This window comes from Serratia sp. TSO36 (genome assembly GCF_057808395.1).
The window spans coordinates 14,168-33,217 of the sequence record NZ_JBJZOU010000030.1 but is presented as its reverse complement, the minus strand read 5'-3'; the positions used below and the strand labels follow the sequence as shown (position 1 = coordinate 33,217).

At 59.3% G+C, this 19,050-nt stretch carries 16 protein-coding genes; 14 read left to right on the top strand and 2 right to left on the bottom strand.

Going from position 1 to position 19,050, the window contains the following annotated elements:
- Positions 1-7: 7 nt before the first annotated feature.
- From trbC to mobF, 11 genes are all read left to right on the top strand, one after another.
- Positions 8-682: a type-F conjugative transfer system pilin assembly protein TrbC gene (gene trbC, locus ACK3CV_RS24945; RefSeq protein ID WP_239504669.1), complete on the top strand. Its 675-nt coding sequence runs from the start codon at positions 8-10 to the stop codon at positions 680-682.
- Positions 679-2,583: a type-F conjugative transfer system mating-pair stabilization protein TraN gene (traN, locus tag ACK3CV_RS24940; protein ID WP_164141843.1), complete on the top strand. Its 1,905-nt coding sequence runs from the start codon at positions 679-681 to the stop codon at positions 2,581-2,583. The genes trbC and traN overlap by 4 nt, the downstream gene beginning before the upstream one ends.
- 74 nt (positions 2,584-2,657) lie before the next feature.
- Positions 2,658-3,374 carry a type-F conjugative transfer system pilin assembly protein TraF gene (traF, locus tag ACK3CV_RS24935; protein WP_164141881.1) on the top strand — a complete coding sequence of 239 codons (717 nt, stop codon included), beginning with the start codon at positions 2,658-2,660 and terminating at the stop codon, positions 3,372-3,374.
- A gap of 11 nt (positions 3,375-3,385) precedes the next feature.
- On the top strand, positions 3,386-3,700 hold the full coding sequence (locus ACK3CV_RS24930) for a hypothetical protein (RefSeq protein ID WP_094141459.1): 315 nt from the start codon (positions 3,386-3,388) through the stop codon (positions 3,698-3,700).
- A complete protein-coding gene (trbB, locus tag ACK3CV_RS24925; protein ID WP_164141845.1) occupies positions 3,687-4,223 on the top strand; it encodes a type-F conjugative transfer system pilin assembly thiol-disulfide isomerase TrbB in 537 nt (178 codons plus the stop codon). The genes ACK3CV_RS24930 and trbB overlap by 14 nt, the downstream gene beginning before the upstream one ends.
- Positions 4,220-5,587 carry a conjugal transfer pilus assembly protein TraH gene (gene traH / locus ACK3CV_RS24920; protein ID WP_164141847.1) on the top strand — a complete coding sequence of 456 codons (1,368 nt, stop codon included), beginning with the start codon at positions 4,220-4,222 and terminating at the stop codon, positions 5,585-5,587. The genes trbB and traH overlap by 4 nt, the downstream gene beginning before the upstream one ends.
- A 1-nt stretch (position 5,588) precedes the next feature.
- Complete coding sequence (gene traG / locus ACK3CV_RS24915; RefSeq protein WP_164141849.1) at positions 5,589-8,420, top strand: conjugal transfer mating-pair stabilization protein TraG; 2,832 nt, start codon at positions 5,589-5,591, stop codon at positions 8,418-8,420.
- Positions 8,417-8,950 carry a hypothetical protein gene (locus ACK3CV_RS24910; RefSeq protein ID WP_164141851.1) on the top strand — a complete coding sequence of 178 codons (534 nt, stop codon included), beginning with the start codon at positions 8,417-8,419 and terminating at the stop codon, positions 8,948-8,950. The genes traG and ACK3CV_RS24910 overlap by 4 nt, the downstream gene beginning before the upstream one ends.
- 2 nt (positions 8,951-8,952) lie before the next feature.
- Complete coding sequence (locus tag ACK3CV_RS24905; protein WP_033641525.1) at positions 8,953-9,162, top strand: hypothetical protein; 210 nt, start codon at positions 8,953-8,955, stop codon at positions 9,160-9,162.
- A complete protein-coding gene (gene traD, locus ACK3CV_RS24900; RefSeq protein ID WP_164141853.1) occupies positions 9,152-11,350 on the top strand; it encodes a type IV conjugative transfer system coupling protein TraD in 2,199 nt (732 codons plus the stop codon). The genes ACK3CV_RS24905 and traD overlap by 11 nt, the downstream gene beginning before the upstream one ends.
- 88 nt (positions 11,351-11,438) lie before the next feature.
- Entirely contained in the window at positions 11,439-12,119 is a 681-nt protein-coding gene (gene mobF, locus ACK3CV_RS24895; RefSeq protein ID WP_147882557.1) for a MobF family relaxase, read from the top strand.
- A gap of 58 nt (positions 12,120-12,177) precedes the next feature.
- Here the strand turns inward: mobF and vapC are convergent, their stop codons facing one another.
- Together vapC and vapB are read right to left on the bottom strand one after the other, a co-directional pair.
- Positions 12,178-12,576 (bottom strand): type II toxin-antitoxin system tRNA(fMet)-specific endonuclease VapC, encoded by a 399-nt coding sequence (vapC, locus tag ACK3CV_RS24890; RefSeq protein WP_079450609.1) that lies wholly within the window; start codon positions 12,574-12,576, stop codon positions 12,178-12,180.
- Positions 12,576-12,803 carry a toxin-antitoxin system antitoxin VapB gene (gene vapB / locus ACK3CV_RS24885; RefSeq protein ID WP_164141855.1) on the bottom strand — a complete coding sequence of 76 codons (228 nt, stop codon included), beginning with the start codon at positions 12,801-12,803 and terminating at the stop codon, positions 12,576-12,578. Before vapB ends, vapC begins: the two co-directional genes overlap by 1 nt.
- A 117-nt stretch (positions 12,804-12,920) precedes the next feature.
- On the opposite strand from vapB, the gene traI reads away from it, so the two are divergent.
- The 3 genes from traI (at position 12,921) to ACK3CV_RS24870 (ending at position 19,043) form a co-directional block, all read left to right on the top strand.
- Positions 12,921-18,197, top strand: coding sequence for a conjugative transfer relaxase/helicase TraI (gene traI / locus ACK3CV_RS24880; RefSeq protein ID WP_164141857.1), 5,277 nt, complete (start codon positions 12,921-12,923; stop codon positions 18,195-18,197).
- 80 nt (positions 18,198-18,277) lie between these two features.
- Positions 18,278-18,496 carry a hypothetical protein gene (locus ACK3CV_RS24875; RefSeq protein ID WP_164141859.1) on the top strand — a complete coding sequence of 73 codons (219 nt, stop codon included), beginning with the start codon at positions 18,278-18,280 and terminating at the stop codon, positions 18,494-18,496.
- Positions 18,489-19,043, top strand: a complete 555-nt coding sequence (locus ACK3CV_RS24870) for a phospholipase D family nuclease (protein ID WP_204280384.1) — start codon at positions 18,489-18,491, stop codon at positions 19,041-19,043. The genes ACK3CV_RS24875 and ACK3CV_RS24870 overlap by 8 nt, the downstream gene beginning before the upstream one ends.
- Positions 19,044-19,050: the final 7 nt, after the last annotated feature.

Here is a 19,050-nt window from a genome sequence, read left to right as displayed (position 1 = left end):
GAAGGTCATGACGACATACAGCAAGGTGATAGGGCTGCTGACAGTGCTCCTGACGGGGGCAACCGTACCGATGATCGCTGTCGGGCAAACGGCGGCAGATCCTGTTGCTACCGCACAGCAACAGGCGGCCGTCCAGGTGGACAGCAACCGGGCATGGCTGCGCGAGCAAGAAAAACGTTCGGCCGATCTGCACCAAAACACTTCGGTGCCGGAGTTTTTACGTAATCAGCCGCCACGTTCGCTGGCGCAGGACGACCAGTCCTTTATCGACCAGCTGGCAGCGAAGCAGCGTCAGGATGCCGCCGAGCAACCGGCCGAGGGGGCGCTGTACTTCGTCTCCTTCGCTATTCCCGAAGAGGGGATGCGTCGCATGCTGCAGGAAGCGCGTCGCTTCGGCATCCCAGCTACGTTGCGCGGCATGGTGAATGGCGACATGCGCGAAACGGTGCAGCGGGTGCAAAAACTGGTGGAAGCCGGCGGCATCGACGGCGTGCAAATCGATCCGCAGCCCTACACACAGTACGGCATTACCGCCGTGCCGGCGTTGGTCGTGCGCTGCGCGGCCGGCTTTGATGTGGTGCGCGGCAACCTGCTGATGGCGCAGGCGCTGAAGAAGGTCGCCAAAGACGGCGACTGCGCGGCTACGGCTCAGGCTCTGCTGGACAAGGAGAGCGGAAAATGACCCACCTGGTGAAGTCTCTGCCCGGACTGCTGGCAACACATGCCCTGGTGCTGGGGACGTTTATCTTCGCCACCGGCGATTGCCGGGCGGAAGGGGATGACGTGTTCCAGACCGGCAGCGAGTTTGCCAAACAGGTTGCGGGTCAAGGCAGCGATACGCTGCAGAACACCAACCCGGCCAATGTGCTGCCGAACTACACCGACAACCCAAAAGAAAAAGGCTATTACGGCGGCGTGACGGCCGGGGATGCCAATAACCTCAAAACCGATGGCGGTTCGGCCTGGAGCCAGACCGAGGTCGGGCAGGCGGTGACCGATTCGGTGCTCAAGAACCCCAAGGAGCCGATTTCGCACGATGCGCCCTTTATCCAGGCCGGGAAGGAGATTGAGGGTAAGGCCGAGAGCATCGTCGGCAAGACCGGCCCGGACTGCAAGGCCGAGCAGGTGACGCGCAGTGAGTTCACCCGCCATGTGTGCGAGCGCGATACGGCGGTAATGCGTACCTGCGAGCGTGCCACTGAAATTGGGGGCCACTATGAGACCCGCTATGAAGACCGTAGCGCGCACATCGATAAATCGATGATCCGTTGGTGGAAAGAGGGCAACCGCATTCACGGCACCTTCACCGCACCGTTTACCGGCAAGCTCACTACGGGGTCGATATACCTCGAGCTGCAGGATGATCTGCACAGCTATGGCGTGCCGCTGGCCTTTTCACTGCTTGGGAATGAGGTGCGCTATGGCCGTCAGGATTGGGGCAGTCGGCCGTTGAACGTCGGTAACGTCACGCTCACGCAAGGCCAGCAGGTTGATATTTTCATCACGATGGACCCCGGTGGCCACCTGGATACCTTTCTGGATGCGATGGTCAGGCAGCTGAGTGGCGGCGGGGGCGGCTCGCCGATGGTGTTCTACGTGAAGTTCGACGGCAGCTCGTCGGTGCAGGTCTGGGTACCGACCACGTCGACGCCGGCCGACTGTCCACTGGCGCAGGAGGCCGGGGCGGTGAAGGTCAATACCGTCTGCAGTGAGCCAGGCGGCGAGCGAACAGTTACGGTCAACGGCCAGACCTACCCGGTGTGGGCCAGCTGCTGGCGCTTTACCGACACCTATCGGCTGCAGGAGGCCGGCCAGGGCAGCTGCGAAGCCTATGCCAACAATCCGGCCTGCACTATCGCTACACACGGCTGTGCCTTCTCCGATGAGTATGGCCAGTGCCTGCACGAGAACGTGACCTACTCCTGCGAAACCCGCACCACCGGGAATGTGATGTTGTGCGGCGGCCAGATGTACTGCCTCGACGGGGAGTGCGACAAGGCACAGAAGGGCACCCAGGGGAACGATTTTGCGCACGCCGTTTCCGAGTTGGCCGCGGTGGCGGCCGCCGGCAAGGACGTGGCGGCGCTGAACGGTATCGATGTGCGCGCCTTCACCGGTAAGGGACAGTCCTGCCGCAAGGCGTTTGCCGGTTTCAGCGACTGCTGCAAGGACTCCGGGTGGGGTAACAGCGTCGGGCTGGCGCACTGCGACAGCGAAGAGAAGGCACTGGGCAAGGCGAAAGAGAGCAAATTGACCGTCAGCGTCGGCGAATACTGCAGCAAGAAAGTGCTGGGTGTCTGCCTGCAGAAGAAGCGCAGCTACTGCCAGTTTGACAGCAAGCTCGCGCAGATTGTTCAGCAGCAGGGGCGCGCGTGGCAGCTGGGTATCGGCTTTGGCGACGCAAAATCCCCCGACTGCCGGGGCATTACCGTAGACGAGCTGCAGCGCATCAACTTCGACCAGCTGGACTTTGCCAATTTCTATGAAGACCTGATGAAGAACCAGAAGGTGCCCGAAGACGCGGCACTGCTGGAGAAGGTTAAGCAGCAAATTGCGGAGCGCATGAAGGAGGCAGCCAAGTGAAAACGCGCGGGACTTCAAATGTCAATTTGGCGGCACGTGGGTTGGCCAACCGCAGGGCGGCAGCGCTGTTGGGCATGAGCCTGCTGGGCGCGGCGTTCACCGCGCAGGCCGGCGGCTGGCAGTGGTATGAATGGGAGGCCAAACCTGCTGACGACGATATGCCACCGCCGGCTGCAGCCCCTGTCGCACCGGCCGGGGCACTGCAAAAGCTGCAGTTGCTGCAGCAGTCGCTCAAGGAGCGGCTGGCAGACGCCATCCTGTACCCCAGCACGGAGAACTTTGTGAAGTTTTTCCAGATGCAGAACTACTTTACCCAGCAGGCGGGGCTGTTTGAGCGCTCTGCGCAGCGGGCGTTTTTAGCGCACCCGGAGCTGGATTACAACCTGAAGCACAGCCACTACAACGGCACGGTGAAAAGCCAGCTGGCCGCCGACTTTGCCGCGCAGCGCGAGGCCATCGGCCAAATGGCGCAGCAGTACGGGCTGATGCTGTTCTATCGCGGCGCGGAGCCGATCGACGGTCAGCTGGTGAGCGTGGTGAAGGGCTTTCGGGACAGCTACGGGCTGTCGGTGGTGCCGGTGACCGTGGACGGGGTGGTCAACCCTGCGATGCCGGAGAGCCGGCGCGATGTGGGGCAGTCACAGCGGCTGGGCATCAGCCACTTCCCGGCACTGGTGCTGGTTGACCCGCGCAGCGGCGCGGTCAAGCCGCTGGCCTATGGCTTTATCAGCCAGGACGATCTGGCCAAACAGTTCCTGAACGTCTTTACCGACTTCAAACCCAATTATTAACGGAGCGTTGAATGCGTAAATTTAAATTCCCTGACATCGACGCGACCGGCGGTTGGGTCGCGGCCTTCGGGATCTGGTTCCATATTGTGGCCGGCCTGGTGCACCGGGCGCCGGACATGGCGGTGACGCTGGCCGAGTTTATCGCGCTCACCCTGACGGTGTGCGGCGGCTACAAAATCCTCGATGAGCTGGCGCGCGTCCCCAAACGGCAGCGTGAGGAGGCGGAAAAGCAGGCCTATATCGCGGCACATCGTGAACAGGCGCCGTCGCCGGCGAGCACAGACGAACAGCACGGGGCCGGGGAGGTGCAGAATGCGGATCGTTAACATCGCCTGGCTGGCGCTGCTGTTAACCGGGCTGGCACATGGCTCCACGATTGATGAGATAGCGGCGCTGCAGAAAAACGCCGGCGTCAATCGGGCGCAATCAGCGACGTCCGTCCCCGCTCCGCGGCCGGCTGCAGCGCCACGCTGGTTTACGCTCAGCAACGGCGCGCGCGTCAACCTCAATGACTGGAAGGTGGTGTTGTTTATGCAGGGGCACTGTCCGTACTGCCATCAGTTTGATCCGCTGTTGAAATCGCTGTCGGAGCGGGTCGGCTTTTCCGTGTTCGCCTACACCTTCGACGGCCAGGGTGATGCCACGTTTCCGGAGGCCATCCCGGCGCCGCCGGAGGTAATGCGTACCTTCTTCCCCGGCTTGCCGGTGGCGTCGCCGACAACGTTTTTGGTGAACGTCAATACGCTGGCGACTTACCCGATGATCCAGGGGGCCAGTGATGAGCGCGGCTTTATGGCGCGGCTGGATACCGTGTTACAGGAAGCGCTGATGAGGAGAGGTCAACAATGACTTTACGCACTCGGTTTGGGGGCATCGCGCTGGGGCTGCTTTTGACGGCGCCGGCTGTCGCCGACATGAACAGCGATATGAACCAGTTTTTTGACAAGCTGGGGTTTGCGTCCAACACCACGGCACCGGCGGTTTGGCAGGGGCAGGCGGCCGGGTATATCTCGGGCGGATCGATTTACGCCCGCACCGGCGTCAAACAAATCCAGCTGATTTCGATGTCGTTGCCGGATATTAATGCCGGCTGCGGCGGCATCGATGCGTACCTGGGGGCATTCAGCTTTATCAACGGCGAGCAGCTGCAGCGCTTCACCAAACAGATCATGTCCAACGCTGCAGGCTACTTCTTCGATCTGGCTTTGCAGACCACGGTGCCGGAGCTGAAAGACGCCAAAGACTTCATCCAGAAAATGGCCAGCGACATCAACAGCATGAACATGAGCAGCTGTCAGGCGGCGCAGGGCATTGTCGGCGGGCTGTTCCCGCGCACGCAGGTCTCTCAGCAGAAGGTCTGCCAGGACATTGCCGGCGAATCCAACATCTTCGCAGACTGGGCTGCCTCGCGGCAGGGCTGCACGGTGGGTGGCAAAGGGGACTCGGTGCGTGACCGGGCAGGAGAGAAGGATAAGGAGCGTATCTCAAAGAATATTAACATCATGTGGGATGCGTTATCCAAAAACCGGATGTTCGACGGCAACAAGGAGCTGAAGGAGTTCGTGATGACGCTGACCGGCTCGCTGGTGTTCGGCCCCAACGGCGAAATCACGCCGCTACCGCCACGCACTACCGATCAGAGCATCATCAAGGCACTGATGGAAGGGGGCGCCGCACGCGTTTATCACTGCAACGACAGCGATAAGTGCCTGAAGGTGGTGGCCGACAGCACCACGACGATAAGTCCGGACAATGCGCTGAAAGGGCAAATCAAAAAAATGCTGTTCAGCATCGAGAGCAAGGCCCGCAGCGACGAACGGCTGACGGATGCGGAAAAGGGACTGATTTCCAGCACGCATGTGCCGTTGCTGACTTACCTGACCGACCCGCAGATGCTCGGCGTGTCCAACGCGATGGTGCACCAACTGGCCGACTACGTGGGGTACGACATCCTGATGCAGTACTTGCAGGAGTTGATGGGCGGCGCGCGCGCCATGCTGGCGACCGGGAACTACCCGGAGGCCACCGTTGAGCAAATCAACAACAACTTCACGCAGGCCGGGCAGCTTATCGCCTCCCTGCAATCGCGCGTTCAGGTGCAGACCGATGCCCTGCTGGTTGTCGAGCAGCAGATGCGTTACATGCGTCAGCAGGTGTCGGCACGCCTGCTGACGCGTTACCAGAACAACTATCAGTTCGGGGAGGCGCAATAACATGACGGAAATCTATGTTACCGCCGGCTCGGAGTGGCTGGCGCAAAACCTAAACGCGGTCGCGGCCTTCATGCAGACCGATACCTGGGACTGGATACGGAATTTTGCGGTGGCTGTAAGCGTGTTGGTATTGGCCGCGCGGTATACCGCCCGCCGCGACCTGATGGATATCCTGGGCTGGGTGTTTGTGCTGGTGTTCTCCTCGGCATTGCTGACCAAAGCGCAGCCGGTGCAAATCATCGATCTGTCCAATCAGCGTTCGATTCAGCGAGTGGCCAATGTGCCGCTGGGCATTGTGCTGCCGGCGACCATCATTACCCGCATCAGTTACGCCATGGTGCTGGCTTACGAAATGGTGTTCGGTCAGCCGGATGCGGTGACCTACAGCAAGACCGGCATGCTGTTCGGCTCCTCACTGGTGTCCCGAAGTACCGACTTCACCGCCCAGAACCCGGAGCTGGCCAACCTGTTTGCCGACTATGTACAGAACTGTGTGGTGGGCGACATGCTGCTCAATCACAAGTACAGCTTTGAGGAGCTGATGCATTCCGAAGATCCGTATGCGCTGATCTTCCGCCAGCCGAGTCCGCTTCGCGGTGTGTTCAACAAGGACGGCCGTTTCCAGACCTGTGAAGAAGCTGCGATGCCGCTGAAGAACATGCTGGGCCTGGAAGCGAAAACCGGCAGTCCGACTTACAACTATTATGCGCGGCGCATTCTTGGCGGTCGTCCAGACCGCGATCTGCTGTTCGGGCAGCTGCTGGGGAACAGCTACCAGTATTTTTACCAGAACCAGAAGACGGCCAGCGACATCATCAAGCAGAACATTGTCATGAACGGTCTGCGCAGCGGCATCATGAGCTACTCGGCGCGCAGCGGTGACACGGCGGGCATGCTCAACATCGCCAGCACGTCGTCCATCGAGAAGCAGCGACTGTCCCAGGCGACGCTCGGGCAGGTGATGATGCGCTCCTTACCGATGCTGCAGGTCATTCTGATCGGCATGATGATGGGGATGTTCCCCATCCTAGTGTTGATCGGTATGGTGAACCAGGGCAAGGAAGTGGCCAAAGCCTACGTGTTCGGCTGGCTGTGGGTGATGAGCTGGCCGCTGTTGTACGCCATTCTTAACAGCGCTATGGCGTTCTACGGCCAGAAGGCCGGTTCGCCCGTGGTGCTGAGCAACCTGTCCACGGTGAAGCTGAACTACTCCGATCTGGCCAATACCGCCGGCTATATCTCCGGCATGATCCCGTTTATCTCCTGGTATATCGCCAAAGGGCTGGGGCAGGGGCTGATGAGCGTCAGCCACAGCATGACCGGTGCCTACCAGAGTTCGGCTGCGTCGGCGGCGATGAGCGTGTCGGATGCCAACTACAGCTTCAACAACATGCAAACCGACAACGTGCAGGGTAACACCTGGGATACCAACAGCAGCGTACGTGCCGGCCAGATGACCGCGCAACTGCCGACCGGCGGCACGCAGACCCGCACGGGCGATGGCAGCAGCGTCTGGGATGCGAGCGGCGCGATGTCCAAACTGCCGGTGGATATCGGTGTGACGAAGCAGATTGCGACCGCGCAGCAGGAAATGGCGCGGGAAGCCGAGACCCAGGCGCAGACATCCATGCAGGGCTTCAACAGCAATATCAGCAGCGCCTGGACGCAACTGTCGCAGTTTACCGGTCAGCGTGGCAGCAGCGACAGCATGACCCGCGGTGCCGATACGGCGCAAAACAGCCAGTCCAGCATCGCGGCGCACAAAATGGCGAGCGCGGTGGAAAGTTATGCCAAGGCCAACAATGTCAGTAATGAACAGGCAACCCAGGAGCTGGCTGCAAGAGCCACTGATAAATCAGCGGGATTTGATGCAAGAGTTGGCGTTCGTGGTTCTGCGGGGCTAAGAGTGTTGGGAACTGGGGCGACGTTAGAAGGATATGGTGGAGGCAACGCCGGAATTAAATGGTCTGATTCTGAATCTCATTCTGCGAGGAGTGGAACGCGGGCGAGTGATGATGCCCGTCACGACCAGAGCGCCCAGGCTGCGGCCGACTTTAAGGAAGGGATGGACTACCTGACCAGCCAGCGCACCAGCCAGTCCGGCAGTCATACGGATAACAATGCGGACTCGCGCATTGATCAGCTTTCTTCGTCCTTGTCGGGCGCCAAGAGCAGCTACGAACAATACAGCAGTGCACATACCCGCAGCCAGGAGCTGTCACAGCAGGCTTCGCGTACCGAGAGTCTCAGTGGCGATATGCGCGAGAACCTGAGCCAGCAGTTTGCGCAGTACGTGATGGACAAGGCGCCAAACGATGCCGGCAACATTCTGACCGGTCAGTCGCAGGACGCCGTTGCCGCGCGTCAGTCGCTTGCACGTGATTTTGTGCGTGAACAGGTGGCGCCGCAGGTGGATTCGCAATATCAGTCCAGCAGCAGTTCGCTTGGCGCAGGGATGGGGTCTGTTGGTGGCGGAGGCGCCGGCCAGGATATTCAGGCTGATTATAACAATCACCAGAGCGCGGTTGAAAAAAGAACAGTGCAGGCCGGCATACGCAATGATGTGGGAACTCAGGTTAATGGTATGGTTGATAATAACCAAACAGCCCAACAAAAAACTCAGACAGATATTCATAGCCAACAGCAAAATGTTGAAGGGCAGAGAAACGAACTGCAGCAAAATCATTCATCAGAACAAACCGCACAAAATAAAAATTATAATCTTGAAAAAGAGAAGCAGGAAAGTATATCTGGAGCCAGTAGTAAAGATGAAATGATGGAGCAAGCAAAGGCCATGCAAGATAAATTCAATAAAGAGCGGGGTGGTAAATGATGGTTACGCATAAAATAGTTCAACAAGAAGCTACAGAGTTAAAAAATATTCTTAATTCGGGGGGTGTTCAAATTCCTGATTTTTGGAGTTGTGCATGGCCTTGTTTGGCGCTCATTTTATGGCTTGTCTGCATTCCTCTGGTTGCCTTTGGAGTTACCACTGGCATATCAGATGATGAGGCATTTTCTTCAATTTTTGATGCCTTTTTTGGATTTTTGCTATCAATGATGCTTTTTAGTATGAGAAGTTTTTATTTGTCGATACCTGCATCTTTTCGCAATACTTCCAAAGTGCTGGGTTTGTTAGTTAAGAAAGCGCGTACATATATATTGGTTGCGGCCATTTTAAATTTGCTCTGTATGGTTTTCGCTATCCGCGCTAACCTAGGAACTCTTGGGTATCATGTGCCTAATATATTTATATTATGCATTATTGGTTTTGTCTTCTCTGCCGATATCGGACGTTATCGCCTGTCTGCATTTACCGCCGCTCTGGAGCTTATTAAATCCCGCAAACAGGGAGGTGAGTAACGGTGGCTAAGATCTCTGCCAAAACGCATACCACCACCCTGCGACTCGATGACGGTACGTTTGGGCGCCTGCAGCGTATGGTGGCTGAGAACCCCCTCTACAGCCCCTCACATGTGATGCGCGGTGCCCTGCTGGCCCTCAGTCGATTAACCGACAGTGAACGTGAAGCCTGCATTCTGGCCGTAGCAAAGGGAGGTGTTGATGAGCTTTAACGCCAAGGACATGACGCAGGGCGGGCAGATCGCCTTTATGCGCCTGCGCATGTTCACGCAGATCGGCAACCTGATTTTCTACTGCCTGTTTATCGCCTTCTTCCTGGTGGCGATTTGCACGCTGTTGTGGCGCGTGTCCATCCAGAACCTCACGAACGGCCTGATTTATTGGTGGGTCTGGATGGTGGAAGGCTGGCCGAGCATATCGCCGTCAGAGACCCTCTACCATCTGGATTATTACGGCAAGACGTTGACCTACACCGCCAAACAGGTGCTGCTCGACAGTTACGTCTCCTACTGCGGTCAGCTGATTTGGCGTGAAGGGATCTTTGCCTGCATCGTGGCGGCGGCCGCGTGTGTGACGGGTTTTGTGGTCACCGTGTGGATACTTGGCCGTCAGGGCAAGCAGCAGAGCGAGGATGAAATAACCGGCGGGCGAACACTCACCGATAACCCTGCGGTGGTGGCCAACATGCTCAAACGCGATGGTATGGCGTCCGATATCATTATTGATGGCCTGCCGCTGCTAAAAAACAGCGAGGTCAAAAACTTCTGCGCCATGGGCAGCGTCGGTACGGGGAAGTCACGGCTGTATCGCAAGGTGATGGACTACGCCCGCAAACGCGGTGACATGGTTATTGTCTACGACAAGTCCTGTGATTTTGTCAAAGACTACTACGATCCGCAGCACGATAAAATCCTCAACCCGCAGGATGCACGCTGCGTCGGCTGGGATTTATGGTCGGAATGTCTGACACTGCCGGATTTTGAGAACGTCGCCGATATCCTTATCCCCATGGGCAGCAACGAAGATCCGTTCTGGCAGGGGTCGGCCCGCACCATCTTTGTGGAAGCGGCCTACCGCATGCGCAATGACGAAGATCGCAGCTACGCCAAGTTGCTCAATACGCTGTTGTCCATCGATCTGCCGCGGCTGCGTGCTTATCTGGAGGGCACGCCGGCGGCCAACCTGGTGGACGGCAAAATCGAGAAGACCGCCATCTCCATTCGCAGCGTGCTGACCAACTATGCCAAGGCACTGCGTTACATGCAGGGCGTAGAGAAACTGGGGGCACCGTTCACCATCCGTGACTGGATGCGCGGCGTGAAGGACAACGGCAAAAACGGCTGGTTGTTCCTGACCTCCGATTCAGCCAGCCACAAGGCGCTCAAACCGCTGATCTCCATGTGGCTCTCTATCGCCTCACACAGCTTGTTATCAATGGGCGAGAACCCGGACCGCCGCGTCTGGATTTTTGCCGATGAATTACCCACCCTGCACAAACTGCCTGATCTGGTGTCCATCGTGCCGGAAGCGCGCAAGTTCGGCGGATGCTTTGTGTTGGGATTCCAGACCTACTCTCAGCTTGAAGATATTTATGGCGTCAAGGCGGCGGCCACCCTGTTCGGGGTGCTGCGTACCCGTTTCCTCTTCAGCGTACCGGATCGCGTGGGTGCCGAGTTCGCCGCCGGCGAGGTGGGTGAAAAAGAGTATCGCAAGGCCTCTGAGCAGTTTTCCTACGGGGCCGACCCCGTCAGGGACGGGGTGTCCGTCGGTAAGGATTTGGAGCGTATGCAACTGGTGAGCTACAGCGACATCCAGACGCTGCCTGATTTGTGCTGCTATGTGACGCTGCCGGGGCCGTACCCGGCCGTCAGGCTGCAGATGGTATACAAAAAAGTCAGGCAGGTCGCGCACCCCTATGAGCCTCGCAAGATGGATGCCGCTGCCGATGGGCGGCTTGTATCGGCGATCGAAATGCGGGAAGCCGAAACCGGCAATATGGATGCCTTGTTCGCTGCTACCCCTATCCTGCCGGTAGTCAGTGCGAGCGAAACCGCTGATGCCCCTGTCTCTGTCGTGAGTACGGTGCCGACAGAGAACCCTGCCAGTGATGTGCCTGTCGTGTCAGCTGCTGCCACCGTGACAGGGGGGCAGGAGGCGGAACTGATACAGAAAACTGCGCCCGGTGATGTTGATGCCGAACGGGGGGATATGCCCCCCGGTATCAGCGGCGACGGCGAAGTGGTGGACATCGCACAATATGAGGCCTGGCAGGCGCAGCAGCAGTCGATGGGGCAGCAAGCCATGCAGCGCCGGGAAGAAACCAACATCAATATCGACAGGCATCGGCGCGAACTGTCTGAAGTTCATCGTGGGGACAGCGAACCAGGAGATGAATTCTGATGTTGAGCATTGGCCAGGTCGGCTTCGGAGGTAACGCCGGTGACATCAACATCCATAGGTTAATCAGCTACGAACAGGAGAGCTTGTAATGGAATTTCGGACTATTACTCGGGCTGCTGAGGCTGCCGCACATTATTTTGATGACAGTAAAGATGGTGTACTGAACTTATTGGGTGTCCGCCGCCGGGTTTGGATTAATCGCAAGATTGATTGGCTGGGTTTAAATCTGGGCGAGAGTGCTGATGAAAAAAAACTCATCAATATACTCGAGGGTGAATTTACCTCTGAGGATGTAGGGGCCGGTGAGGATATTAAACAAGGAAAGTACATCCTTGGCTACGAGCTGACATTCACCGCACCTAAGAGCGTGTCAATCATGGCATTAGTTGGGAATGACTTTCGCTTGTTCGACGCGCACAACAATGCGATTGATAGCGTTTTAGATGAAATGGCCAAATTGATGGCGCTTTTGGTTAAGCCGCCGGTTGACCATTCGATTCAGCGAAAGTTTTCTATCATTGGTGCTGTGATTAACCATGACACCTCACCAGAGTTGGATCCTGATTTACACACTCACATTGTGATACCCAATATAGGCTTTCTTGACAACGAACCGGTATTTTTATCAACAGATCGTCTTGATTTTCTTAATGATGTACACCCCTTGCTGCCCGTTTTATCTGAAATGTATTTCACTGTGCTGAAAAATAGCGTGGAGTTGATGGGGTATCGCACGAAAGACATTAACGAAGACCAGGGGGGCCAATGAAATGATAGAAATTCACCGTGCTGGCCCAAGCGTGAAAAGTCGATATTGCATTGTGCAGTTAACACCAGTCTTCGATACGCAACCCGTCAACACGCGCAAATTCCCGCGTGTTGTTGGTGACCACAATCAGCCCCTGGCTGCGGGCGTGACCGGCAATCATCAAATCGAATGGGCCAATTGGGAGGCCTTGTCGACTCAATTCGGCCCGAATTTGGCCGCTGTGCGCCGCGGCGGCGGCATCGTAGTTCAGAACGTCGAGGCGCGCGATGAACCCTTCGAGCACAGCCAGGTTGCGCTCCGGTGCCTGGCTCTTTTCTGCACCGTAAATCAGCTCCATCAACGTGACCGAACTGATGCACAGGCGAGACGTATTCAGGCTGAAGCGCTCCCTGACGTGCGCGGGTTTATTCTTGATAGTGAAGATGCACGTGTTGGTGTCCAGCAGGTACTTCAACATCAGAACGCCTCCCGCTCTTGCATTGCTGGTTGGTTGCGTGACGTCATGAAATCGGCGCTGACATCCTCACCATCGAACCAGCTGTCCCAGCCCTCGCCGGCGGGCGTGATGATGCGGGTACGACCAACGGCGATGACCTCCACACGCTTGACGTCGTCAGGCAGTGCCACCGCTTTGGGCAGACGAACGGCCTGGCTACGGTTGCTGAGAAATACGGTAGTTTCCATGAAACACCTCCTATCGTGGATATACGTAATGTATATCCATTGTGGAGCCCTTCGCGGGATATGTCAATGGGATATACCTCGCGACAAGTGGCGTCGAATTGCGGGAGGGCATCGCATATGATGAGCATTGGCCAGGTCGGCCCTGCCAGTAAAGCCGGCGACTACTACACCCATCAGGACAACTACTACGTGCTGGGCAGCATGGACGAACGTTGGGTGGGCCAGGGCGCGGAAGCCCTGGGCCTGACGGGCAAGGTGGACGTCAAAGATTTCGTGGCCGTGCTGGAAGGCAAGTTGCCGGACGGCAGTGACCTGACCCGCATGGTCGGCAACGAGAACAAGCACCGCCCCGGCTATGATCTGACGTTTTCGGCGCCCAAGAGCATCTCCGTTCTGGCTATGCTGGGCGGCGATAAACGCCTTATCGCCGCGCATAACCACGCTGTAGAGGTCGCGGTGCGGGAGGTGGAGAAGCTGGCCTCGACGCGGGTGATGGAGGGCGGCGTCTCCGAGACCAAACTGACCGGTAACCTGGTGGTGGCGCTCTTTAACCACGATACGTCGCGCGACCTGGACCCGCAGTTGCACACCCATGCGGTGGTGGCCAACGTCACGCAGCATGACGGCAAGTGGCAGACCCTGTCCTCCGATACGGTCGGCAAGACCGGGTTTATCGAGAGCGTCTATGCCAATCAGGTGGCCTTCGGCCAAATATACCGCCATATCATGCGGCAGGAAGTTGAAGCGATGGGGTACAAGACCAAGACGGTCGGGCCGCACGGTATGTGGGAGGCCGACAATATGGACTCAGTAATTGATGTGTTCTCCAAGCGCAGCCATGCCATCGACGCCGCCGCCGGCCCTGATGCGTCACTCAAGTCGCGAGATATGGCGACGCTCGATACCCGCAAGGCCAAGGTGACCAGCGACCCGACGGAACTTGCTGTTGTCTTGATGCAGGAAATGAAGGCCACCGGTTTTGATATTCAGGCTTACATGGCCGAGGCGCAGTCAAGTTCTCTGGTGACGCCGTCCCCAACGCCGCTGGAAGCGGGGGGCGACGCGCTTGTCGACCAGGCGGTGGGACAAGCCATTACGGCGCTGTCTGACCGGCAGGTCAACTTCACGCACAACCAGGTGGCCAACAAGGCCATCAGCTACCTCTCCGGTGAGCCGGGCATGCTGGACGCGGTGCGTGACGGCATCGACCGCGCCATCGAGCGCGAGCAGCTTATTCCGCTCGACAAGGAGAAGGGCGTCTTTACCTCCGATATTCATCTGCTCGATGAGCTGAGCGTGGCGCAGCTGAGCCGCACGCACCTTGACGAGAGCGCGGTGGTGATCGGCGCGCCAAAGTCTGACCCGCGCACCGGCAGCATACCAACCTACAGCGATGCCGTGCAGCAGCTGGCGCAACATGCGCTGGCGGTGTTGTCGGGCATTGGGGGCGCATCGGTGAACCGTTCCCGTGTGGCGGAAGTGGTGGAATTGGCTCGTGAGCAGGGCCGCGACGCCACCGTGCTGACCGTTGATAGGCAGTCACAGCAGTATCTGCAGCAAAGCGTCCATCTCGATGAAGGCCGCGTGGTGACGCGCGCCGCGCTCGGCAGCGAGGCGCTGTTTGCGCCGAACAGCACGCTGGTCGTTGATCAGGCGGAGAAACTGACGCTCAAGGAGACCGTGGCGCTGCTGGATGGCGCGGTACGTAACAACGTGCAGCTGGTGTTGATGGATACCGAAAAGCGCAAGGGAACGGGCAATGCCCTCACCGTCATGAAGGAGGCCGGTGTACCCCGCTATCAGTTCAGTGGCCGTCAGGCGGTGCCGGCAGAGGTGGTGAGCGAGCCGGACAAGGCGCAGCGTTTCGGCGAACTGGCCAAAGGCGTGGTGCAGGCATTTGTTGAAGATAGGCAGGCGGTTGCGCAGGTGAACGGTCCGGCCGACCAGCGGATATTGACGGCCATGATACGTGACGAGCTGAAAAATACCGGGCTGCTGGGACGCGAAGAGACCACCGTTGCGACGCTGACACCGGTATGGCTGGACAGCAAAAATCGGGGCGCCATCGATACCTACCGGGAAGGCATGGTGATGGAACGCTGGGATGCGGAGAGCCGGCAGCGCGAGCGGTTCGTTATCGACCGGGTCGGCACGCAAACGCGTAACCTGGTGTTGCGTAACGCCGAGGGTGAAAATCACACGCTTGCTGTCAAAGAGGTGGACAAGGGCTGGTCGTTGTTCCGGGTCGGCACGATGGCTGTTGCCGACGGTGAACGCCTGCGGGTGTTAGGTCAGGAAGGACGGGGCAAAGATGCGCTGAAGGCCGGCACGGCGCTGACGGTTGTTCGTGCCGGCGCCGGCGGGCTGCAGGTGCGCGTGGCCGGCGAGCCGGATGCGACACAGAAGCCGGCGGACCGAGCGCTTGCGGTCGGTAGCGACGTCTTCAGCGCCGTCAAGGTGGCGCCGGCGTATGTGGAAAGCCTCGGCGCATCGGTGAGCAGTACGGCGGTGGTCTATGCCGCGGTGAAGAAAAACGAGCTTAACAGCGCCACGCTGAGTGGCATCGCCCGCAGCGGCGGACACATCACCCTGTATTCAGCGCTCGATGCGCGCAAAACACAGGAAAAAGTCGCTCAGCATCCGGCGTACCGTCTGGCAGGCGAGCAGGTCAAACAACTGGCCGGCATCGATTCGCTTGATGCCGCGATCGCCGGGCAAAAATCATCACTGTTTACCCCGGCACAGCAGGCCATTCATTTGGCCATTCCGACGCTGGAAGGGGATAGCGTCGCGTTTGGCCAGGCCAAACTGCTCGCCGGCAGTCTCGATTTTGCGGCCGAAGGTGTGTCGATAGATTCTATTCAAAAGGAAATCGATGCGCAGGTTAAACGCGGAGAGCTGCTGAAAGTCGAGGTCGCGCACGGCGTTGGGGCGGATTTGCTGGTCTCGCGTGCCAGCTTCGAGGCAGAGAAAAGCATCATCCGGCTGATCGCCGACGGCAAAGACAGTATGCCGGCGCTGATGAGTGAATCGGCGAGAAATCAACTGGCATCAAGTCAAAGTTCGCTCACGCAGGGGCAGAAAGAGAGTGTTGACCTCATTCTCGGTACGACTGACCGGTTTGTGGCCATCCAGGGCTATTCCGGTGTGGGGAAAACCACCCAGTTCAAGGCGGTGCTCGCCGGTATAGAGCAGTTGCCTGAAAGCGAGCGGCCGCGCGTCGTGGGGCTGGCGCCAACGCACCGTGCGGTGGGGGAAATGCAGGCGGCCGGCGTCGATGCCCAAACGCTGGCGTCGTTCCTGCACGATGAGGGGCTGAAGGTCGCCGGCGGCGAGAAACCGGACTACCGCAACACGCTGTTTGTGGTGGATGAGAGTTCGATGGTGGGCAACAGCGACATGGCGCGCACCTACGCGTTGATTGCCGAGGGCAACGGCCGCGCGGTGATGAGCGGTGACGAGGCTCAGCTGGAGGCGATTGCGCCGGGCGCGCCATTCCGGCTGGCGCAGGGGCGCAGCGCCATCGATATGGCGGTCATGAAAGAGATTGTGCGCCAGACCCCCGAGCTGAAGCCGGCGGTGTACAAGATGATTGATAACGATGTGCCCGGCGCGCTGGACGTGGTGCGCGCCGTGGCGCCGGCCAACGTGCCCCGACAAGCCGATGCCTGGGTGCCGGCGCAGTCGGTCGTTGAATATCCCGCCAAGGGGCCGGATAACATTCATGCCGCGATTGTCAGCGATTATCTGGGGCGCACCGAGGCAGCCCGGCGAGATACGCTGATCATCACCCACCTTAATGCCGACCGGCACATCATCAATGCCGGTATTCACCAGGAACGTAAAGCGGCGGGCGAGCTGAAGGGGGCGTCCGTCAATCTGCCCATCCTTGAGACCGCCAATATCCGTGACGGCGAGCTGCGCAAGCTGGACACCTGGGCGCGTCACCGGGACGCCGTCGTCCTGCTGGATAACACCTACTACCGGATGGCCGACATCGACAGTCAGTCCCGTACCGTCAGCCTGCAGGACAACGAGGGCAATACCCGGCAGTTTTCCCCGGCCAGTGCGGTGCGCGAAGGCGTCACGTTGTACAACCCGCGCACCATCGAGGTAAGCGTGGGCGACCGCATGCGCTTCTCCAAATCGGACGTCGAGCGCGGGCATGTGGCCAACAGCACCTGGACGGTCGAGGTGATAAAAGGTGACGTGGTCACGCTCTCCGATGGACAACAGACCCGTACCGTCAATCCCCGCGAGCAGCAACAAGACCGGCACGTCGATTTGGCCTATGCCATCACCGCCCACGGTGCCCAGGGGGCCAGCGAACGTTTTGCCATCACGCTCGAGGGTGTGGAAGGCGGGCGTGAGCCGCTGGTCAACCGGGCGTCGGCCTATGTGGCGCTGTCGCGCGCCAAGGAGCATGTGCAGGTGTACACCGATAACGAAGCCGGGTGGCTGAAAGCCATCGGCAAGGCGAAGGAACGCACCACGGCCCATGATGCGGTGATGGGGATGACGCCGGGCAGCCAGAAAGCGGCCGCCGACCTCTACGGCAAGGCGGTCTCTTTATCCGACAACGCCCTGGGGCGCGCGGTGCTGCGCGATAGCCAACTTACCGGCGACACGCTGGCGCACTATGTGTCGCCGGGCAAAAAATACCCGCAGCCCCACGCCATGCTGCCGATGTATGACGCCAACGGCAAAGCCGCCGGCGCCTGGCTGGCGCCACTGGCGGACACCCAGGGGAAAAGCGTCGGCGGACTGCCGACGCAGGGTCGGGTTTTGGGCAGTGACAGCGCGCAATTTGTGGCGCTGCAGGGGAGTCGCAACAACGAAACCCGTCTGGCCGGGACGATGCAGGACGGTATCCGGCTGGCGGCGCGCTATCCCGACAGTGGCGTGGTGGTGCGGCTGCAGGGGGACGAAGTGCCGTTCAATCCCCAGGCGATGACCGGCGGCAGGGTGTGGGTGAATGACGAGACGCTCAAGGCCACTGCCCGAGAGAGCGGCGCGTCCGACAGTGCCATCACATTGCCGGAGAGCCCGGAAGAACGTCTGCAGCGTGAACTGCAGGCGCAGGCCGACAAACTGGGCCGTGAACCGAACGCTCCTGATCCGCAGCGGCTGGCCGGGCTTAATGACGAACAGCTGCGTGCACTGCTTGCGCGCGGCGAACTGCGCGCCGAAGACGTGAAAGACCGTCTGCCGGAGGCGGTCATGCAGGAGGTGATGGGCCAGGATGCTGCCTTGCTGCGCGATGCCGCTGTCCGCCAGGTGGCGCGCGAGCCGGTATCGACCCGCAGTCGGCTGCAGCAGGACGAACAGAATCTGGTGCGCGATACCCATCCAGAGCGAGAGCTGAACAAAGAAAAAACCCTGGGCGGCGACTGACGCGGCTTGCCTTGTCCAACGCCGCGCGAGACAGGTGACGAGCCCCAGTCTCGCACGGCATTACCTAAAGGAAAAAACGCATGAATACAACCCAAAATGTTTCAACGACGCAGGGCATCTTGTTAATCACTGCGGTCTTGCTGTCCGGGGCTGCGACGGTCTGGGGATATGTGCAGTGGGACACGCTGAGCGACCTGCCGCTGTATTGGCGCAATGCGCTTGTCCCGTTGCCGCTGCTGGTCTTCATGGGCCTGAAACACCTGCAGGCGCGGCTGTACAGGGCGGACGATCATGAATAAGGCACCGCGACTCCCCGCCCGCGTGTTTGGCGTTGCCGCCCTGGTGCTCAGCGGCTGGCTGCCGGCATCGCTCCTGTTGGCGGCACCGGCGGTACAGGTGGGGTTTTCGCCGGAAGGGTCGGCGCAGCAGCTGGTACTGAGCGTTATCGGTGAGGCGCAGCGCGATATTCGCCTGATGGGGTACGCCTTTACCTCGCCGGAGGTGGCGCGGGCGCTGATTGCGGCGCACCGGCGCGGCGTGACCGTCGGGGTGGTGGTCGATGCGAAGGCCAACCAGAACGGCGCCGGCCGGGCGGCATTGAACCTGCTGGCCAACGCCGGCGTGAACGTCAGGACGGTCAACAGCTATAAAATTTTGCACGACAAGGTGATCGTTGTGGATGGCGTGACGACCGAAACGGGAAGCTTCAATTTCAGTCGGGCTGCACACCGCGCCAACTCGGAAAATGTGGTGGTGCTGCGCGACATGCCGGAGGTGGCCAAACAGTACCTGGCGCACTGGCAATCCCGCTGGGCGCAGGGCCAGGACTGGCAGTCAACTTACTAATAAGGGA